Source organism: Kitasatospora sp. SolWspMP-SS2h, from assembly GCF_003259315.1.
Taxonomy (GTDB): Bacteria; Actinomycetota; Actinomycetes; order Streptomycetales; family Streptomycetaceae; genus Kitasatospora; species Kitasatospora fiedleri.
Window position 1 is genome coordinate 71,351 of the sequence record NZ_QLLT01000008.1, and the last position, 14,899, is coordinate 86,249.

The 14,899-nt window shown below is 73.6% G+C and carries 8 protein-coding genes and 3 tRNA genes; 7 read left to right on the top strand and 4 right to left on the bottom strand.

Going from position 1 to position 14,899, the window contains the following annotated elements; genetic code table 11:
- Nucleotides 1-40 precede the first annotated feature (40 nt).
- On the top strand, nucleotides 41-1,957 hold the full coding sequence (dnaG, locus tag K353_RS11655; RefSeq protein ID WP_111553511.1) for a DNA primase: 1,917 nt from the start codon (nucleotides 41-43) through the stop codon (nucleotides 1,955-1,957).
- A 155-nt stretch (nucleotides 1,958-2,112) separates the two neighbouring features.
- Complete coding sequence (locus tag K353_RS11660; RefSeq protein ID WP_111553512.1) at nucleotides 2,113-3,330, top strand: RNA polymerase sigma factor; 1,218 nt, start codon at nucleotides 2,113-2,115, stop codon at nucleotides 3,328-3,330.
- A 96-nt stretch (nucleotides 3,331-3,426) separates the two neighbouring features.
- Here K353_RS11660 and K353_RS11665 read toward each other — a convergent pair whose 3' ends face one another.
- From K353_RS11665 to K353_RS11675, 3 genes are all read right to left on the bottom strand, one after another.
- Nucleotides 3,427-4,833, bottom strand: a complete 1,407-nt coding sequence (locus K353_RS11665) for a glutamate decarboxylase (protein WP_111553662.1) — start codon at nucleotides 4,831-4,833, stop codon at nucleotides 3,427-3,429.
- Between the two features lie 112 nt (nucleotides 4,834-4,945).
- Entirely contained in the window at nucleotides 4,946-6,385 is a 1,440-nt protein-coding gene (locus tag K353_RS11670; RefSeq protein ID WP_111553513.1) for an FGGY family carbohydrate kinase, read from the bottom strand.
- A 120-nt stretch (nucleotides 6,386-6,505) separates the two neighbouring features.
- Nucleotides 6,506-6,778, bottom strand: coding sequence for a hypothetical protein (locus K353_RS11675; protein WP_111553514.1), 273 nt, complete (start codon nucleotides 6,776-6,778; stop codon nucleotides 6,506-6,508).
- Between the two features lie 366 nt (nucleotides 6,779-7,144).
- Here K353_RS11675 and K353_RS11680 point away from each other — a divergent pair.
- Together K353_RS11680 and K353_RS11685 are read left to right on the top strand one after the other, a co-directional pair.
- Nucleotides 7,145-7,217: transfer RNA gene (locus tag K353_RS11680), tRNA-Asn, on the top strand.
- Between the two features lie 5 nt (nucleotides 7,218-7,222).
- A tRNA-Asn gene (locus tag K353_RS11685) sits at nucleotides 7,223-7,295 on the top strand.
- A 130-nt stretch (nucleotides 7,296-7,425) separates the two neighbouring features.
- Here K353_RS11685 and K353_RS11690 read toward each other — a convergent pair.
- A complete protein-coding gene (locus K353_RS11690) occupies nucleotides 7,426-8,196 on the bottom strand; it encodes a serine protease (protein ID WP_111553515.1) in 771 nt (256 codons plus the stop codon).
- A 374-nt stretch (nucleotides 8,197-8,570) separates the two neighbouring features.
- Between K353_RS11690 and K353_RS11695 the strand changes: the two genes are divergently transcribed.
- The 3 genes from K353_RS11695 (at nucleotide 8,571) to K353_RS11705 (ending at nucleotide 14,789) form a co-directional block, all read left to right on the top strand.
- A tRNA-Ile gene (locus tag K353_RS11695) sits at nucleotides 8,571-8,644 on the top strand.
- A gap of 450 nt (nucleotides 8,645-9,094) precedes the next feature.
- Complete coding sequence (locus tag K353_RS11700) at nucleotides 9,095-11,833, top strand: PKD domain-containing protein (RefSeq protein WP_158585392.1); 2,739 nt, start codon at nucleotides 9,095-9,097, stop codon at nucleotides 11,831-11,833.
- 235 nt (nucleotides 11,834-12,068) lie between these two features.
- On the top strand, nucleotides 12,069-14,789 hold the full coding sequence (locus K353_RS11705) for a PKD domain-containing protein (RefSeq protein WP_111553517.1): 2,721 nt from the start codon (nucleotides 12,069-12,071) through the stop codon (nucleotides 14,787-14,789).
- Nucleotides 14,790-14,899 lie beyond the last annotated feature (110 nt).

Here is a 14,899-nt window from a genome sequence, read left to right on the forward strand (position 1 = left end):
GGGCCCCGGAGTGTCAGCCCCGCTCCCGTAGACTTCCCGGGTGGCCGGTCGGATCAGGGACGAGGATGTGCAGGCGGTGCGTGCCGCCCTGCCGATCGACGCCGTGGTCGGCGACTACGTGCAGCTGGCGGCCGGTGGTGGGGCGCAGCTGAAAGGCGTCTGCCCGTTCCACGACGAGAAGTCGGCGTCCTTCTACGTGCACCCGGGCAAGGGCGTCTTCCACTGCTTCGGCTGCGGCGAGTCCGGCGACACGATCACCTTCCTGATGAAGATCGAGCACTGCTCGTTCGCGGAGGCGGTCGAGCGGATGGCCGCCCAGGCGGGCATCACCCTGCGCTACGAGGAGGGCGGCTACAGCCCGCGCCACCAGCAGGGCGAGCGGACCAGGCTGGTCGAGGCGCACAAGGTGGCCGCCGCCTGGTTCCAGGAGCAACTGGCCACGCCCGAGGCCGAGATCGGCCGCCGCTTCCTGGCCGAGCGGGGCTTCGACGAGGCCGCCGCCAAGCACTTCGGGGTGGGCTACGCCCCGGCCGGCTGGGAGCACCTGGTGCGCTTCCTGCGCGGTCGCGGCTTCACCGACAAGGAGATCTCGGTCGGCGGCCTGGCCTCGCAGGGCCAGCGCGGCGGCCTGATCGACCGCTTCCGGGGCCGCCTGGTCTGGCCGATCCGGGACAGCTCGGGCGACGTGGTCGGCTTCGGCGCGCGCCGGCTGCGCGAGGACGACAACGGCCCGAAGTACCTGAACACCCCCGAGACGCCGCTCTACAAGAAGTCGAACGTCCTGTACGGAATCGACCTGGCCCGCAAGGAGATCGCCAAGTCCGGCCGGGCGGTGGTGGTCGAGGGCTACACCGACGTGATGGCCTGTCACCTGGCGGGCGTCACCACGGCGGTGGCCACCTGCGGCACCGCCTTCGGCGAGGACCACATCAAGATCATCCGCCGGCTGCTGATGGACACCACCTCCACCGCGGGCTACCGCGGCGAGACGGTCTTCACCTTCGACGGCGACGCGGCCGGTCAGAAGGCCGCCCTGCGCGCCTTCGAGGACGACCAGAAGTTCGCCGCCCGCACCTCCATCGCCATCACCCCGGGCGGCATGGACCCGTGCGAACTGCGCCTGGCCCAGGGCGACGAGGCGGTCCGCGCCCTGGTGGACCACCCCGTCCCGCTGTTCGAGTTCGCGCTCCGCTCCGCCGTCGCCCGGCACCGGGTGGACACCGCAGAGGGCCGGGCCGCCGCCCTGGAGGAGGCCGCCGGGATCATCGTCAAGATCAAGGACCGCTCGATCCAGCACGAGTACGCCGTCCAACTGGCCGGCATGGTCGGCATCCTGGACGAGCGCTTCGTGGTCAACCGGATCGCCCAGCTGGCCCGCTGGCAGCGCGAGAACCAGCAGAGCGGCCCGCAGCGCACGCTGCGCCGCCCCGACGCCGCCCCGCAGCCCGCCCGCCCGGAGCGGCCGGTCTTCCGGCTCAACCCGCGCGACCCGGCCCAGTTCGTCGAACGCGAACTGCTCAAGCTCGCCCTCCAGCACCCCGACCTGGTCAGCCCGGCCTTCGACCAGTACGGCGAGGACGAGTTCCCCACCCCGCCCTACCGGGCCGTCCGCCGCGCGATCGGCCAGGTCGGCGGCACCGCGTACGGCGCGAGCCTGCCCGACTTCACCGCCGCCGTCCGCGAGGCCAGCCCGGACGACCAGGTGCGCGGCCTGGTCACCGAGCTGACCGTCGAGCCGATCCGCTCCCGCCGCAAGGCCGACCAGCTGTACGCGGGGGAGTTCCTGGTCAAGCTGCGGCTGCAGGCCGTGGACCGCCGGATCGACGAGGTCCGCGCCCACCTGCGCCGGCTCGGCGACCGGGCCACCGCCGAGGAGCAGCACCCGGTGCAGAGCGAGCTGTGGGCCCTGCAGCAGTACGGCCAGCAGCTCCGGTCCCGCGGCGCCGCCGCGCTCTGACCCAGCCTGACCGGGCGTCAACTCGCGGCACCCGCAGGCCTGGAGGGTGCCGTTCGCCCACCTCGCGACCGCTCGCAGGTGCCCGGGCCCGCCGCGCTGGGTATCCCCTCGGGTGTGGCGCGGCAACCCCCATGCCGCGCGCGGCCCCTGGAGGGATGCCCGTGGAGCTTTCCGTTGCCCGCCCGGCCCAGACCGCCCCGGCCCGGGACGCCGCGATCCCGCCCCAGCCCGGCCCGCCCGTCCCCGAGCTCACCGTCGTGCCCGCCCCCGGCCCGGACACCGGCCCCACCGGCTCCGTTGCCGAGGAGGCCACCCCGACCGCCGACGGCCTTTTCCCCGGTGAGCCCGCCGCCGGTGAGCCCGCCGTCGAGGAGCCCGCCGCCGGTGAGCCCGCCGTCGAGGAGCCCGCCGTCGAGGAGCTCGCCGACGAGCCGCCGGAACCCGCGCTGGACGAGGGCACCGGCCCGGCCGCCGACCTGCTGCGCCAGTACCTGCGCGAGATCGGCCGGATCAGGCTGCTCACCGCCGTCGAGGAGGTGGAGCTGGCCCGCGCCATCGAGGCCGGCCTGTTCGCGGAGGAGGCGCTGAACCACGTCCCGGACGCCGACGAGCGCCTGCTCGGCGACCTGGACCGGCTGGTGGTGCTGGGCCGGATCGCCAAGCGCCGCCTGATCGAGGCCAACCTGCGGCTGGTCGTCTCGGTCGCCAAGCGCCACGTCGGGCGCGGCCTGACCCTGCTCGACCTGGTCCAGGAGGGGAACCTGGGCCTGATCCGGGCGGTGGAGAAGTTCGACTACGCGCGCGGCTACAAGTTCTCGACCTACGCCACCTGGTGGATCCGCCAGGCGATGAGCCGCGCCCTCGCCGACCAGGCCCGCACCATCCGGGTGCCGGTGCACGTCGTGGAGCTGATCAACCGGGTGCTGCGGGTGCAGCGCTCGATGCTGCAGGAGCGCGGCGTGGAGCCGACCGCCGCCGAGGTCGGGGCGGCGCTGCAACTGTCGCCGGAGCGGGTCCGGGAGATCCGTCGGCTGGCCCAGGAGCCGGTCTCCCTGCACACCCCGGTCGGCGCGGAGGACGACATCGCCCTCGGCGACCTGATCGAGGACGCCGACGCGGCCTCCCCGGCGGAGAGCGCCGCCTTCCTGCTGCTGCGCGAGCACCTGGAGGCGGTGCTGGCCACCCTCGGCGAGCGCGAGCGCCAGGTGGTCCAGCTCCGCTACGGTCTCGACGACGGCCGCCCCCGCACCCTGGAGGAGATCGGCCACCTGTTCGGGGTGACCCGGGAGCGGATCCGCCAGATCGAGGCGAAGACGCTCGGCAAGCTCCGCGACCACGCCTTCGCCGACCAGCTCCGCGGCTACCTCGACTGACGCCCGACGGCCCGGCCTCGCCAGAGCGCCGACGCGCCGTCGAGCGGACGCGCACCCGCACCCCGCTTCGAGCCGGGCCGGGCCGGGCCGGGGGTCTCAGTGGTGGAACCCGCTGCGCGGCGGCATCCCCAGCGCGCTGAGCGGCGCGGGCTGGCGCTCCAGCTCGGGCAGCAGCCGCCGCAGGTCGGCCAGCAGCAGGTCCGCCAGGTCCCGGGTGAACCCGTTGCGGCACACCACCCGCAGCACCGCCAGGTCGGTCCGCCCCTCCGGGAAGGTGTACGCGGGCACCTGCCAGCCGCGTTCGCGCAGCCGCCGCGAGACGTCGAACACGTCGAACGGGCAGTCGTCGACGGTGGTGAACGCGAACACCGGCAGCTGGTCGCCCCTGGTGATCATCCGGAACGGCCCGAGCCCGGCGATCTCCCCGGCCAGGTACCCGGCGACGTCCCGGCAGGCCTGCTGGATCGCGTGGTACCCGCCGAACCCGAGCCGGAGGAACGCGTAGTACTGGGCGACCACCTCGGCGCCCGGCCGGGAGAAGTTCAGCGCGAAGGTCGGCATCTCGCCGCCCAGGTAGTTGACCTTGAACACCAGTTCCTCGGGCAGCGCCGCCCCGTCCCGCCACAGCGCCCAGCCGACGCCCGGGTACACCAGCCCGTACTTGTGCCCGCTGGTGTTGATCGAGGCCACCCGGGGCAGCCGGAAGTCCCAGACCAGCTCCGGGTCCAGGAACGGCGCCACCATGCCGCCCGACGCCCCGTCCACGTGCACCGGCACGTCCAGCCCGGTGCGCTGCTGGAAGGCGTCCAGGGCGGCACAGATCTCGGCGACCGGCTCGTACGAGCCGTCGAAGGTGGAGCCGAGGATGCCGACCACGCCGATGGTGTTCTCGTCGCAGTGCGCCACCGCCTCCTCGGCGCTCAGGTGGAAGCGGTCGCCCGCCATCGGGACGAGCCGCGCCTCGACCTCCCAGAAGTTGCAGAACTTCTCCCAGCAGACCTGCACGTTGACGCCCATCACCAGGTTCGGCCGGGCCCCGGCGGCGTACCGGTCGGCGTTGCGGGTCGTCCAGCGCCGCTTGAGCGCCATCCCGGCGAGCATGCACGCCTCGCTGGAGCCGGTGGTCGAGCAGCCCACCGCGGCCGACGGGTCGGGCGCGTGCCACAGGTCGGCGAGGATCGCCACGCAGCGCCGCTCCAGTTCGGCGGTCTGCGGGTACTCGTCCTTGTCGATCATGTTCTTGTCGGAGCACTCGGCCATCAGCCGGTCCGCGTGCTCGTCCATCTGGGTGGTGACGAAGGTCGCCAGGTTGAGCTTGGCGTTGCCGTCCAGCATCAGCTCGTCGTGGATCAACTGATAGGCGACGTCCGGCGGGATCGGCACCCGGGGCAGTTGGTGCAGCGCCGGTGCCAGCTGCATCGCGCCCAGCGGATCGGTCAGCGCGTGCAGCGGGCTGACCGGCAGTGTGCGGTCCTCCTCGCCCTGTCCCTTGTGCAGCGCCATGGCGAACCGTCCCTCCACTCGTGGAACCTCCACGGTGGCACCGGCCCGCCGCCCCCGCACGTCCGCCCGCGCACGTCCGCCCGCGGCGGGACCGAAGCGCGGCCGGGGCGGGTCAGGCGGCGGCGGTCTCCGGGTGGTACTGCTCGCGCACCGCCGCGAATTGCTGGCGCACCGCGCCGCCGACCGCCAGGTCGTGCTCCCGGTCGGGGGCGAGCACGGTCAGGTCGGGCAGCTCCCAGTGCGGGGGCTCGGGCGTCCCGGCGAGCGCCCAAGCAGCCTGCCGGGCCGCGCCGCGCGCCGCGTGGTCGCCGCCCGGCGGGGGGACCGCCACGGGCAGGCCGAACAGCTGCGGCGCGATCTGCTGCACGGCGGGCAGCCGTCCGGCCGTCCCCAGCAGGAACACCCGGTTCACCGCCACCCCGTGCCCGCGCAGCACGTCCAGCGCCTCCGCCAGGTTGCACAGCATGCCCTCGACGGCGGCCCGCGCCACGTGCTGCGGCGCCATCGACTCGACCCGCAGCCCGGTCAGGGTGCCCGCCGCGTGCGGCAGCTTCGGGGTCCGCTCGCCGTCCAGGTAGGGCAGGAAGACCATCCCGTACGCGCCGGGCGAGGACTGCAGGGCCAGTTCGGACAGGCCCGCCAGGTCGGTGCCGAGCATCGCGGCGGTGGAGCGCAGCACCTGCGCGGCGTTCAGGGTGGCCACCATCGGCAGGTGCCGGCCGGTGGCGTCCGCGAACGAGGAGACCAGGCCGGACGGGTCGACCACCGCCCGGTCGTGCACCGCGAAGATCGTGCCGTTGCCGCCCAGCGACACCACCGCGTCGCCCGGGCCCAGCCCGAGGCCCAGCGAGGCCGCCATGTTCTCCCCGGTGCCGGCCGAGATCAGCAGCCCCTCGGGGGTGTGCCCGGCGGGCTCGGCCGGGCCGAGCACGTCCGGGAGGTTCAGCTCGTGGCCGAGCGCCAGCTTGACCAGGTCCTGCCGGTACTCGCCGGTGATCGGCGACCAGTAGCCGGTGCCGGAGGCGTCGCCGCGGTCCGTGGTGCGCCGCCGGGCCCCGCCCAGCAGCTGGGAGACCAGCCAGTCGTGCGGCAGCAGCACCTCGGCGATCCGCTGCGCCGACACCGGTTCGAACTCGGCCAGCCAGCGCAGCTTGGCGATGGTGTAGGTGGGGCCCGGCACTGCGCCGATCGCCTCCACCCAGGGCTGCGGGCCGCCCAGCGCGTCCAGCAGCGCGGCCGCCGAACCCGCCGAGCGGGGGTCGTTCCACAGCAGCGCGGGGCGCACCAGCACGCCGCCCGCGTCCAGCCCGATCAGCCCGTGCTGCTGGGCGGAGACCCCGATCGCCCGGACCCCCTCCAGCAGGCCCCCGGCGGCGGCGTCGCCCAGCGAGTGCAGCCAGTTCTGCGGGTCGACCTCGGTGCTTCTGGCGTCCTCGCCCTCCGGCAGCGGGTGCGGAGCCCGGCCCTGCCGCAGCACGGCGCCGGTGTCGGCGTCGCACGCGACGATCCGGGTGCGAGTGGTGGAGCTGTCGATGCCCGCGACGATGGCCATGCCGAGATCATGCCGCAGTCGACGGCCGGGGCGGGACCGACTGCCGCAAGTGTTGCCCAGTCGGTACCGGAACCACCCCGTCCGGCGACCGTCCGCCCCAGCTCAGCGGGGCTCCACGGCTCAGGGGCGCACGGTGCCCCAGCCGTCGTCCTCGCCGTGCTGCTTGGCGAAGTACGGGACGCGCTCGGTCAGCGCGTTCGGCAGCTTCTCGCCGACCTTGTCGGCGACCACCCCGGCGGCCTTCCCGGCCACCGCACCGGCCTGCTGCTTGGCCTTCTCCGCCGCGTCCTGCACCCGCGGGTTGTCCCGCACGTGCCGGGCCGCGCCGGCCAGCTGCTCGTAGCGTTCGCGCCCGGCCCGGGTGCCGAGGACGTACCCGATCCCGAGACCCACCAACAACGACACCTTCCACATGCCCTGGTTCCACCCTTCGTCGCCGCGCGTCTGTGTGCCGCGTCTACCCGTCCGGCCGGGCCGTGAACCACCCTTCCGGTGGCGGGTCCGGGGCGGCCGGAGCCGCCGTGCACCAGCATCCCCGTCCGCATCGCGGGGCGCGCGCGGGGCGCGCCGGACCGGGCGGGGCGAAGGCGGGGCGCAGGCGGCCCCGCGGTGGGGGAGCAGGTGGCCGCGGGGCGGGCGGGCGGGCCGGGCAAAGCGATTGGCGGAACACCCCCCTGAGTGCGCTAATGTATGTCCCGCAGCGAGCACCGTGGGCCCCGGAGCGATCCGGAGACCGGGGTGGGCGAGGCGGAAGCACGATCCTCCATAGCTCAATTGGCAGAGCAGCCGACTGTTAATCGGCAGGTTATTGGTTCGAGTCCAATTGGAGGAGCGCGGTCCCCCATAGCTCAATTGGCAGAGCAGCCGACTGTTAATCGGCAGGTTATTGGTTCGAGTCCAATTGGGGGAGCTTCACCGGAAGTCGCGGTGATCGGTACAGAGCGAGGGCCCTTCGGCAACGCCGAGGGGCCTTCGTGTTTCCCGGGCGGGCGTCACCCGGTCCAGGCGTCACCGGAGCGGGCTCCCGGAACCGGCCCGGCTCAGCCGGAGGCCCGTCGGTACAGGTCGGTGACGTGCGCGTCGAAGGCCACGCTGTACGAGGTGTCCGGGCTGATCCCGCCCTCCTGGTGGCCCCCTATCACCCCGACCACCCGGCCCGCGTCGGTGACCCACGGGCTGCCGCTGGTGCCGTCGGTGAACCCGGCGCAGTCGAAGCGCTGCTGGGTGGCGCTGTACGAGGAGGTGCGGGCCCGGCAGGTGATCGGGGCGTCGTCCTGGTTGGGATAGCCGGTGACAGTGACGTCCAGCCCGGAGCCGAGGCCGACGGCGAGTGCGTCGGCGCCCACCGCGTCCTCGACCTGCTCGCCGTCGAGCGCCCCGACGGCCAGGAAGGCGACGTCGTGGTCCTCGTCCTGCCTGGCCTCCCAGTCCGGGTCGACGGTCACCTCGGTGACCGGCCACGTCCCGTGCGGGGCCCGGCCGTCCCGGTAGCCGGGGACGAACACCAGGCCGTCGGTCCGGACGCCGCCGGGGGCCGCGCAGTGGGCGGCGGTGACCAGCAGGTTCCGGCCGGGGCTGTGCACCACCCCGGCGGTGCAGGCGCGGGCGCCGTCGGGGCCGCCGACGAACAGCGCGCCGACCCGGTCGGCGGCCGGACCGGCGGCGGCGGGACGGGCGACGGCCTGCCCCTGCTGCCCGTCGCCGGCCTGCTCGGCGGAGCCGCAACCGGCCGCGGTCGCGGCCAGCAGCAGCGCCAGCGCGCCGACGGCCGCGGCCGGGAACGCGCCGGGTCCGGGGGAGGTGCGCGACACCGTCGCTCCCTTCCGCTCGGCGGCCCGCCCGGGATGCCGGACGGGTGGTCCCAGCAAGATCTACCAGGGCCCGCACGGGCCGGGCAACCGAGGCCCGACGGCCGTCCCCGACACCCGGCCGCTCGCTCCCGCTCGCGCTCGGGCCAATCCGGAGACCGGGCGTCACCCGCCGTCGGACGGCCCGTCACCACCGGTCCGCCACCGCCGGTGCGCCGGGTCGGCAGTGCCGTTGCGCGGGGCCGCGGACCCGGCGTACCCGGATGCGCCCCCGGCGCGCACCACCGGTGATCGACCGGCTATGCTGCCGGGGACGGCCCTGAGGGGCCGTCTGCTGCTGCCAGGACCGCGTCGTCGGCCCCGGCGGGTCGAGTCGGGGGGCGGTAGCTCAGCCGGTTAGAGCAGGGGACTCATAATCCCTTGGTCGTGGGTTCGAGTCCCACCCGCCCTACCTCGGTCGCTGACGGCGCGTCAGCGGAACCGGCCCCCTGATCAGGCGAAACGCTGATCGCGTCACGCAAATCGTAGAGCATCGGACCGTCACTCGACCTCCTCGGGGCCGTAAATTCACCCTCCAGTGGTCGCCTCGTGGACGCGGGGCGGCTCCTTCGGCGAACGGTGCGAGCCGACCGCCGACCCCGTCCCCCTGCACCCGGGCCACCCCGTCCACACCCGCTTCGACCGGGTCCGCCCGGCGGGCTCGCAGCCGCGTCGTCGAGTCCAGTGGCGGCCCTTCGTCGCAGAGCCGCCGGTGGGCCGGGCCGTCGGTTCCGCCGAACGGTCCGTCGAGCCGTCATGTCCAAGTGCGGGCAAAGGAAGCGCATATAAAACCTCGACTGGACATTAGTTCGGGTGGGAAGCTGTGGCGCTCTCCGTCAACCACACTCCTGGAGCCCGTTCCGTGCGCCTGCGCCAATCAGCCGCCCTCGTCGTCGCCGCCGCGACCTCTGCCGTCGTCTTCCCCGCCTTCCACGCCGCGGCGGAGACAGCAGGCACCACGCTCTACGTGAACCGCCTCTCCGGTTCCTGCACCGACACCGGCAGCGGCGCCGAGGCCGCGCCGTTCTGCTCCGTGTCGGCGGCCGCGGCGGTGGTCGAGCCGGGTCAGACCGTCCAGGTCGTGCCGGGGACGGGCTTCTACCAGGAGAGCGTGACGCTCACTCGGTCCGGTACGCCGGAGAGGCCGATCACCTTCCAGGGCGTGTCGTTCCAGTCGCCGGGCGCGCGGCCGGTCCTGCGTCCGGCGTCGGGCTCCGCCAGCGCGTTCGTGCTGACGGGCGTGCACGACGTGGTGGTCCGCGGGTTCCAGGTCAGGGGCTACCCCGTCGACCAGAAGGCGTCCCCGCTGGTGGTCCGGGGCTCCTCCCGGATCAGTCTCGACCAGAACGAGTACGCCACCTCGCTGCTGTCGGGCGTGGACATCGCCGGGGACGGTTCGGAGGTCACGGTCAGCCGCAGCCGGTTCGCCTTCACCGGAGGGGTGTCCGTCGGCGCGGGCTCCCGCCGGACGCTGATCACCGCCAACGAGTTCAACCGGAGCAGGACGCGGGCGGTGGCCGTCACGGACGCGCCCGGCACCGTGGTCACCAACAACACCATCGCGTTCTCCTGCGGCGAGAGCGTGCGGATCGACGGAGCCTCCCCCGGCGCGGTGGTCGAGAACAACGTCATCTCCGCCGAGCACGGGGCGGACACCGACGTCACCCCGGCCGCGGCCTGCTCGGCGACCGACCGGGGCGAGGCGGAGATCGCGGTGTCCGCGGGGTCGGTCGGCGGCTCCAAGGTCGACTACAACCTCGTCCACCCGTGGGCGGACGGCTCGGCCTACGCCTGGGCCGGCACCGGGTACCCGACCGCCGCCGCGTTCGGCGCCGCCGTCCCCGGCCAGGCCGGGCACGACATCGACCTCGACGTCTCGTTCAACCCGAACGGCGACGGCCGCCTGCGCCTGCCGGACTCGGCCACCGCGGCGATCGACTCGACCGACCCGACCGCGCCGGGCGTCGACACCGACATCCTCGGCAGCGGTGCCGTCGACCACCCGGGCGTCCCCAACACCGGTGCCGGGGTCCGGGACCGGGGCGCCTTCGAGTCGGTCGGCCAGCGGTCGGTCAAGCTGACCGTGACCGCCGGCGTGCGGACCCTGCAGGGGCCGGCCCCGTTCGCCGTCTCGCTCACCGCCGCCGCGAACAACGCCTGGAACGTCCAGCAGGCCAACTACCGCTTCGTCTTCGGGGACGGCACGACGCTCGACTCGCCCGTGCCGACCGTCAGCCACACGTACACCATTCCCGGCGTCTACAACGCCTTCGTCACCGCGACCGACACCCTCGGAACACCCGTCAGCTCGGAGTCCACCCGGGTCGACGTCCGGCCGGCGGGGAACCTGACCGCCGAGCTGGCCGTCCGGACGGACGAGCAGCTCGGGGCCGGCGTGACGGTGACCGTCTCCTCGCCGTACGCCCCTTACAGCAACTACTTCGTCAGCTTCGGGGACCGCGACAACAACGGCGACGGCCAGGTGCCGCCCGGCCTCCCCGCCCAGCACCAGTACTCCGCGCCCGGCACCTACGAGATCACCGCCATCGTCAACGACGAGTCCCTGCGGCAGACCGTGGTCCACAAGACCGTGACGGTCTCCAGCGCCGGGTACACGGCCTCGCTCGCCGCGGGCGAGCGCGTGCAACTGTTCGGCTTCCGTGCGGACAACGGGCAGCCGGTCAACGCGGGCACCAACTACACGCAGGGCCGGTGGGCGCCGTTCCTGCCGGTGCGGAGCGACGGCCGGCCCAGCGGCCGGGCCGGGGCGACCGCCTCGGTCATCACGCAGGACCAGTACCTGCGGTCGTTCTGGCTGGGCTCCGACAGCCGGATCCACTTCGCCGACCGCAACCTCGGGCCGAACGACGGCACCCTCGCCACCGGCCAGTGGGGCCCCTGGTCGGAGCTGACGGCCGCCGACCGGGCCGGCGCGCTGCCGGGCGTCACGCAGCTGACGGCCACCACGATCGGCTCCCAGGTGCACCTGGTGGCGGTGGCCGGCGGCCGGGTCTACGAGACGCACGCGGAGCGCGGCCTCTGGCAGTGGACCCGGTGGGGTGACGTCACCGGCGCGCTCGGCTTCCCGGCGGACGTGACCGGCGTGGCGGCGGCCTCCACCGGAAACGTGGTGCACGTGGCGATGCTCAGCCGGAACGGCCGGATCCGGGTCGCCGACGGCGACTACAACCGCGGTCGCTGGGGCGGTGGCGACCTGACGGCCCAGATCGGAGGGCTCCCCGCGATCCCGCAGCAGTTGGTCGCGGCGGTCACCCCCGGTTCGAGGTTCCAGCTCGCCGCGCTGGTCGACGGCAAGATCCACCAGACGACCGGAGACTATGCATCCGGCGGTTGGAGCGGTTGGGGCAACGTCTCCAACGCGACCTCCATGCCCGATGCCACCCGCCTCGGGGCGGCCGCCACCGGCAACAGCCTCCACCTCTTCGCCCTCACCACCGACGGGGCGCTGGTGACCGCCGACGGCGACTACACCGCCGGCCGCTGGAGCCCGTACCGCCGGGTCGACAGCCCCTCCGGCACCGGCACGGTGGACCCGTTCGGCACCACCGGTCTCGACGTCTTCAGCGTGGCCGGCCGCTGATCCGCACCGCCGCAGCCGGCACCGGGTCCCGCCGATCCCGTCGGTGGGACCCGAACAATCGGACGTTGCCGGATGTTCCGGAAAACCGGCTCGACGGGGCCTCGGCCCGGGTGCCAAGCTGTGCCGGTTTCCCGCACCGCGCGGGGCGGCGGGGGACGGGCGACAGCTCCGACCACGCCTCCACGGCTGGTGCGGCCGGACGAATTTCCGATGGCATCCCCTGGGAGAAGCGCCTGTGCCTCTGAGCCTGCGTCAGTCGGCCGTCCTCGCGGTGGCCGCCGCGACCGGCATCGTCACCGTCCCCGCTGTCTCGACAGCGCAGGCGGCCCCGGCCGACATCTACGTCAACAACTGGGGCGGCACCTGCTCGGACACCGGCGGCGGCACGGCCGCGCAGCCGTTCTGCACCATCTCCGCCGCCGCGGCCGTCGTCCGGCCCGGGCAGACCGTCCGGGTCGTCGGCATCACCACCTACGACGAGGCCGTGCACCTCACCCGCTCCGGTACGCCGGAGCAGCCGATCGTCTTCCTCGGCACCCCGCTCACGGACAGCGGCGCGGCGGAACAGCCGACGCTCTACCCGAAGCCGGCACAGGGAAGCGCGCTCACGCTGGACGGCGTGCACGACGTGGTCTTCCGCGGCTTCGGCTTCTACAGCCAGGACAGCACCGCGGCCAACCCGTCCGTCGTGGTGAAGAACAGCAGCCGGGTCACCATCGACGGCAGCCTGTTCCCGGACGGCCGCCTCGCGGTCACCGGCGGCAGCGACGGCGTCACGATCAGCCGGAACACCTTCGTGGACCACGGCGGGATCGACCTCGGCGCCGGCACCCAGCACGCGCTGGTCACCGCGAACCTGCTCAGCGACACCACGTCCGCCGCCGTCAAGGCCGTCGACGCGCCGGGCACCGCGATCACCAACAACACCATCCTCCTCTCCTGCGAGGAGAGCGTCAGGCTCGATGGAGCCTCGCCCGACGCGGTGATCGAGAACAACGTGATCACCGCGGGGTACACCCAGCGGTCCGGCACCCCGGTCGGCTGCAGTACGGCGGGGTCGACCCGCGGCGAGACCGAGATCTCGGTGTCCGCGGCGTCCACGGCCGGGACCGTGGTGGACTACAACTCCGTCCACCCGTGGCCCGACGCGAACGCCTACACCTGGAGCGGGACGCCCTACCCGACCGTCGCAGCGTTCCAGGCCACCGGCCGGGGCGCGCACGACATCGACGTGGACGTCAGCTGCATCAACGGGAACTGCAACATCCCGTCCTCCCGGCTGCCGGTCCTCCTCCCGGTCCTGGCGGACTCCGCCGATCCGGACGCGCCCGGGGTCGGCACCGACCTGAGGGGCTACACCTACGCCGACCACCCGAACGCGGCCGACAACCCGGGCATCCGGGACCGGGGCGCGTACGAGGCCACCGGCCAGCGGGGCGTCACCCTGGCGGTGACCTCCGGGCAGAGCGGGACCAAGCTCACCGCCCCGCTCACCGTGACCGCCACCGCCACGGTGCAGAGCGACTGGCCGATCGAACAGGCCGACTACGCGTTCACCTTCGGTGACGGCACCACGGTGCACTCCACCTCGCCGACGGTCACCCACACCTACCTGACGGCCGGTACTTTCCAACCCTCCCTCACCATCGTCGACAAGCACGGCGCGAAGGCCTCAGCCAGCGGTTCGTCCTTCCAGGTCGCCACCACCCAGCTCGCGGCCGACCCCGCGATCGAGGTCGACCCGGGGCTGTACGCGACGATCCTGCCGCACGTCACCACGCCGTGGTACCTCAGCTCCGAGGAGATCGACTTCGGCGACGGCACCCCCAAGGAGTCCAGCACCTACGGGTCGAGCGCCTACTACCACCAGTACATGGTGGCCGGCGACTACCAACTGACCCTCACCGACAGCGACGACAGCGGGCGGACGCTGGTCACCAAGCGCACCGTACACGTGGCGAGCGCCCGGGACACGGCGGCACTGCAGCCCGGTCGGCGGGTGCAGCTGCTCATCCGCAACAGCAAGGACTGGCTCGGCGACGCCGGGGCGAACTACGACGCGGGCGTGTGGGGCGGGTTCATGCCGGTGCCCGGAGCCGGATTCCCCGCCAAGCAGGTCACCTCGCTGGCCTCGGTGACCACCGCCGACCAGTACCTGCGCGCCTTCGCGCTGGCGAACGGCAAGCTGTACAGCGCCGACCGCAACCTCGGCCCGGCGGCCGGCGGAGTGGCCCAGGGCCAGTGGCTCCCCTGGACCGAGGTGACCCGTGCGAACGGGGCGGGCGCACTGAGCGGCATCAGCCAGGTCTCGGCCGCCTCGACCGGCAACCGGATCCACGTCCTGGCGGTCGCCAACGGCCGGGTGTACGAGTCGTACGGCGACCGGGCGGCCGGCACCTGGACGAAGTGGGCCGACGTCACCGGCGCGCTCGGCTTCCCGGCCAACGCGACCAGCGCGTCCGCCGCGTTCATCGGCAACGTGCTGCACGTGGCGATGGTCTGCTCGGACGGGCACGTCCGGATCGGTGACGGCGACTACAACCGCGGCCGGTGGAGCGGCGGCGACCTGACCGGATCGATCGGCTACGCCTGGCCGTCGCAGTACACCAAGCCGGTCCAGGTCGGGGTGGCGGCCACGCCGGACGGCAAGCTGCACGTCTTCGCCGTGGTGTGGGACCGGCTCCTCGAAGCGACCGGCGACTACACGGCCGGGCGCTGGAGCAACTGGGGCGACGTCAGCGCCGCCACCGGGATGAACAAGGTCGGCCAGGTCACGGTCGCCGGGAACGGCAGCACCCTGCGGGTGTTCACCCTGGACTCGGACGGCCCGGGGAACATCATCGAGGTGGACGGTGACTACGTCGCCGGGCGCTGGACGCGGGCCGCGCCCGTGAACGGCATCGGGCCGGCCGGCGGCGACTCCAGTACCTCCCTGTTCGCGGCAGCCGGGCTCTGATCCGCGTCCGAAGGCCCCCGCGCACCGGCGCGGGGGCCTTCGGCGTTTCCGGGCCGCGCTGAGCTGCGGTGATGTGGACGGGCGCGGCTGCGCATCGACCGATCGGATGA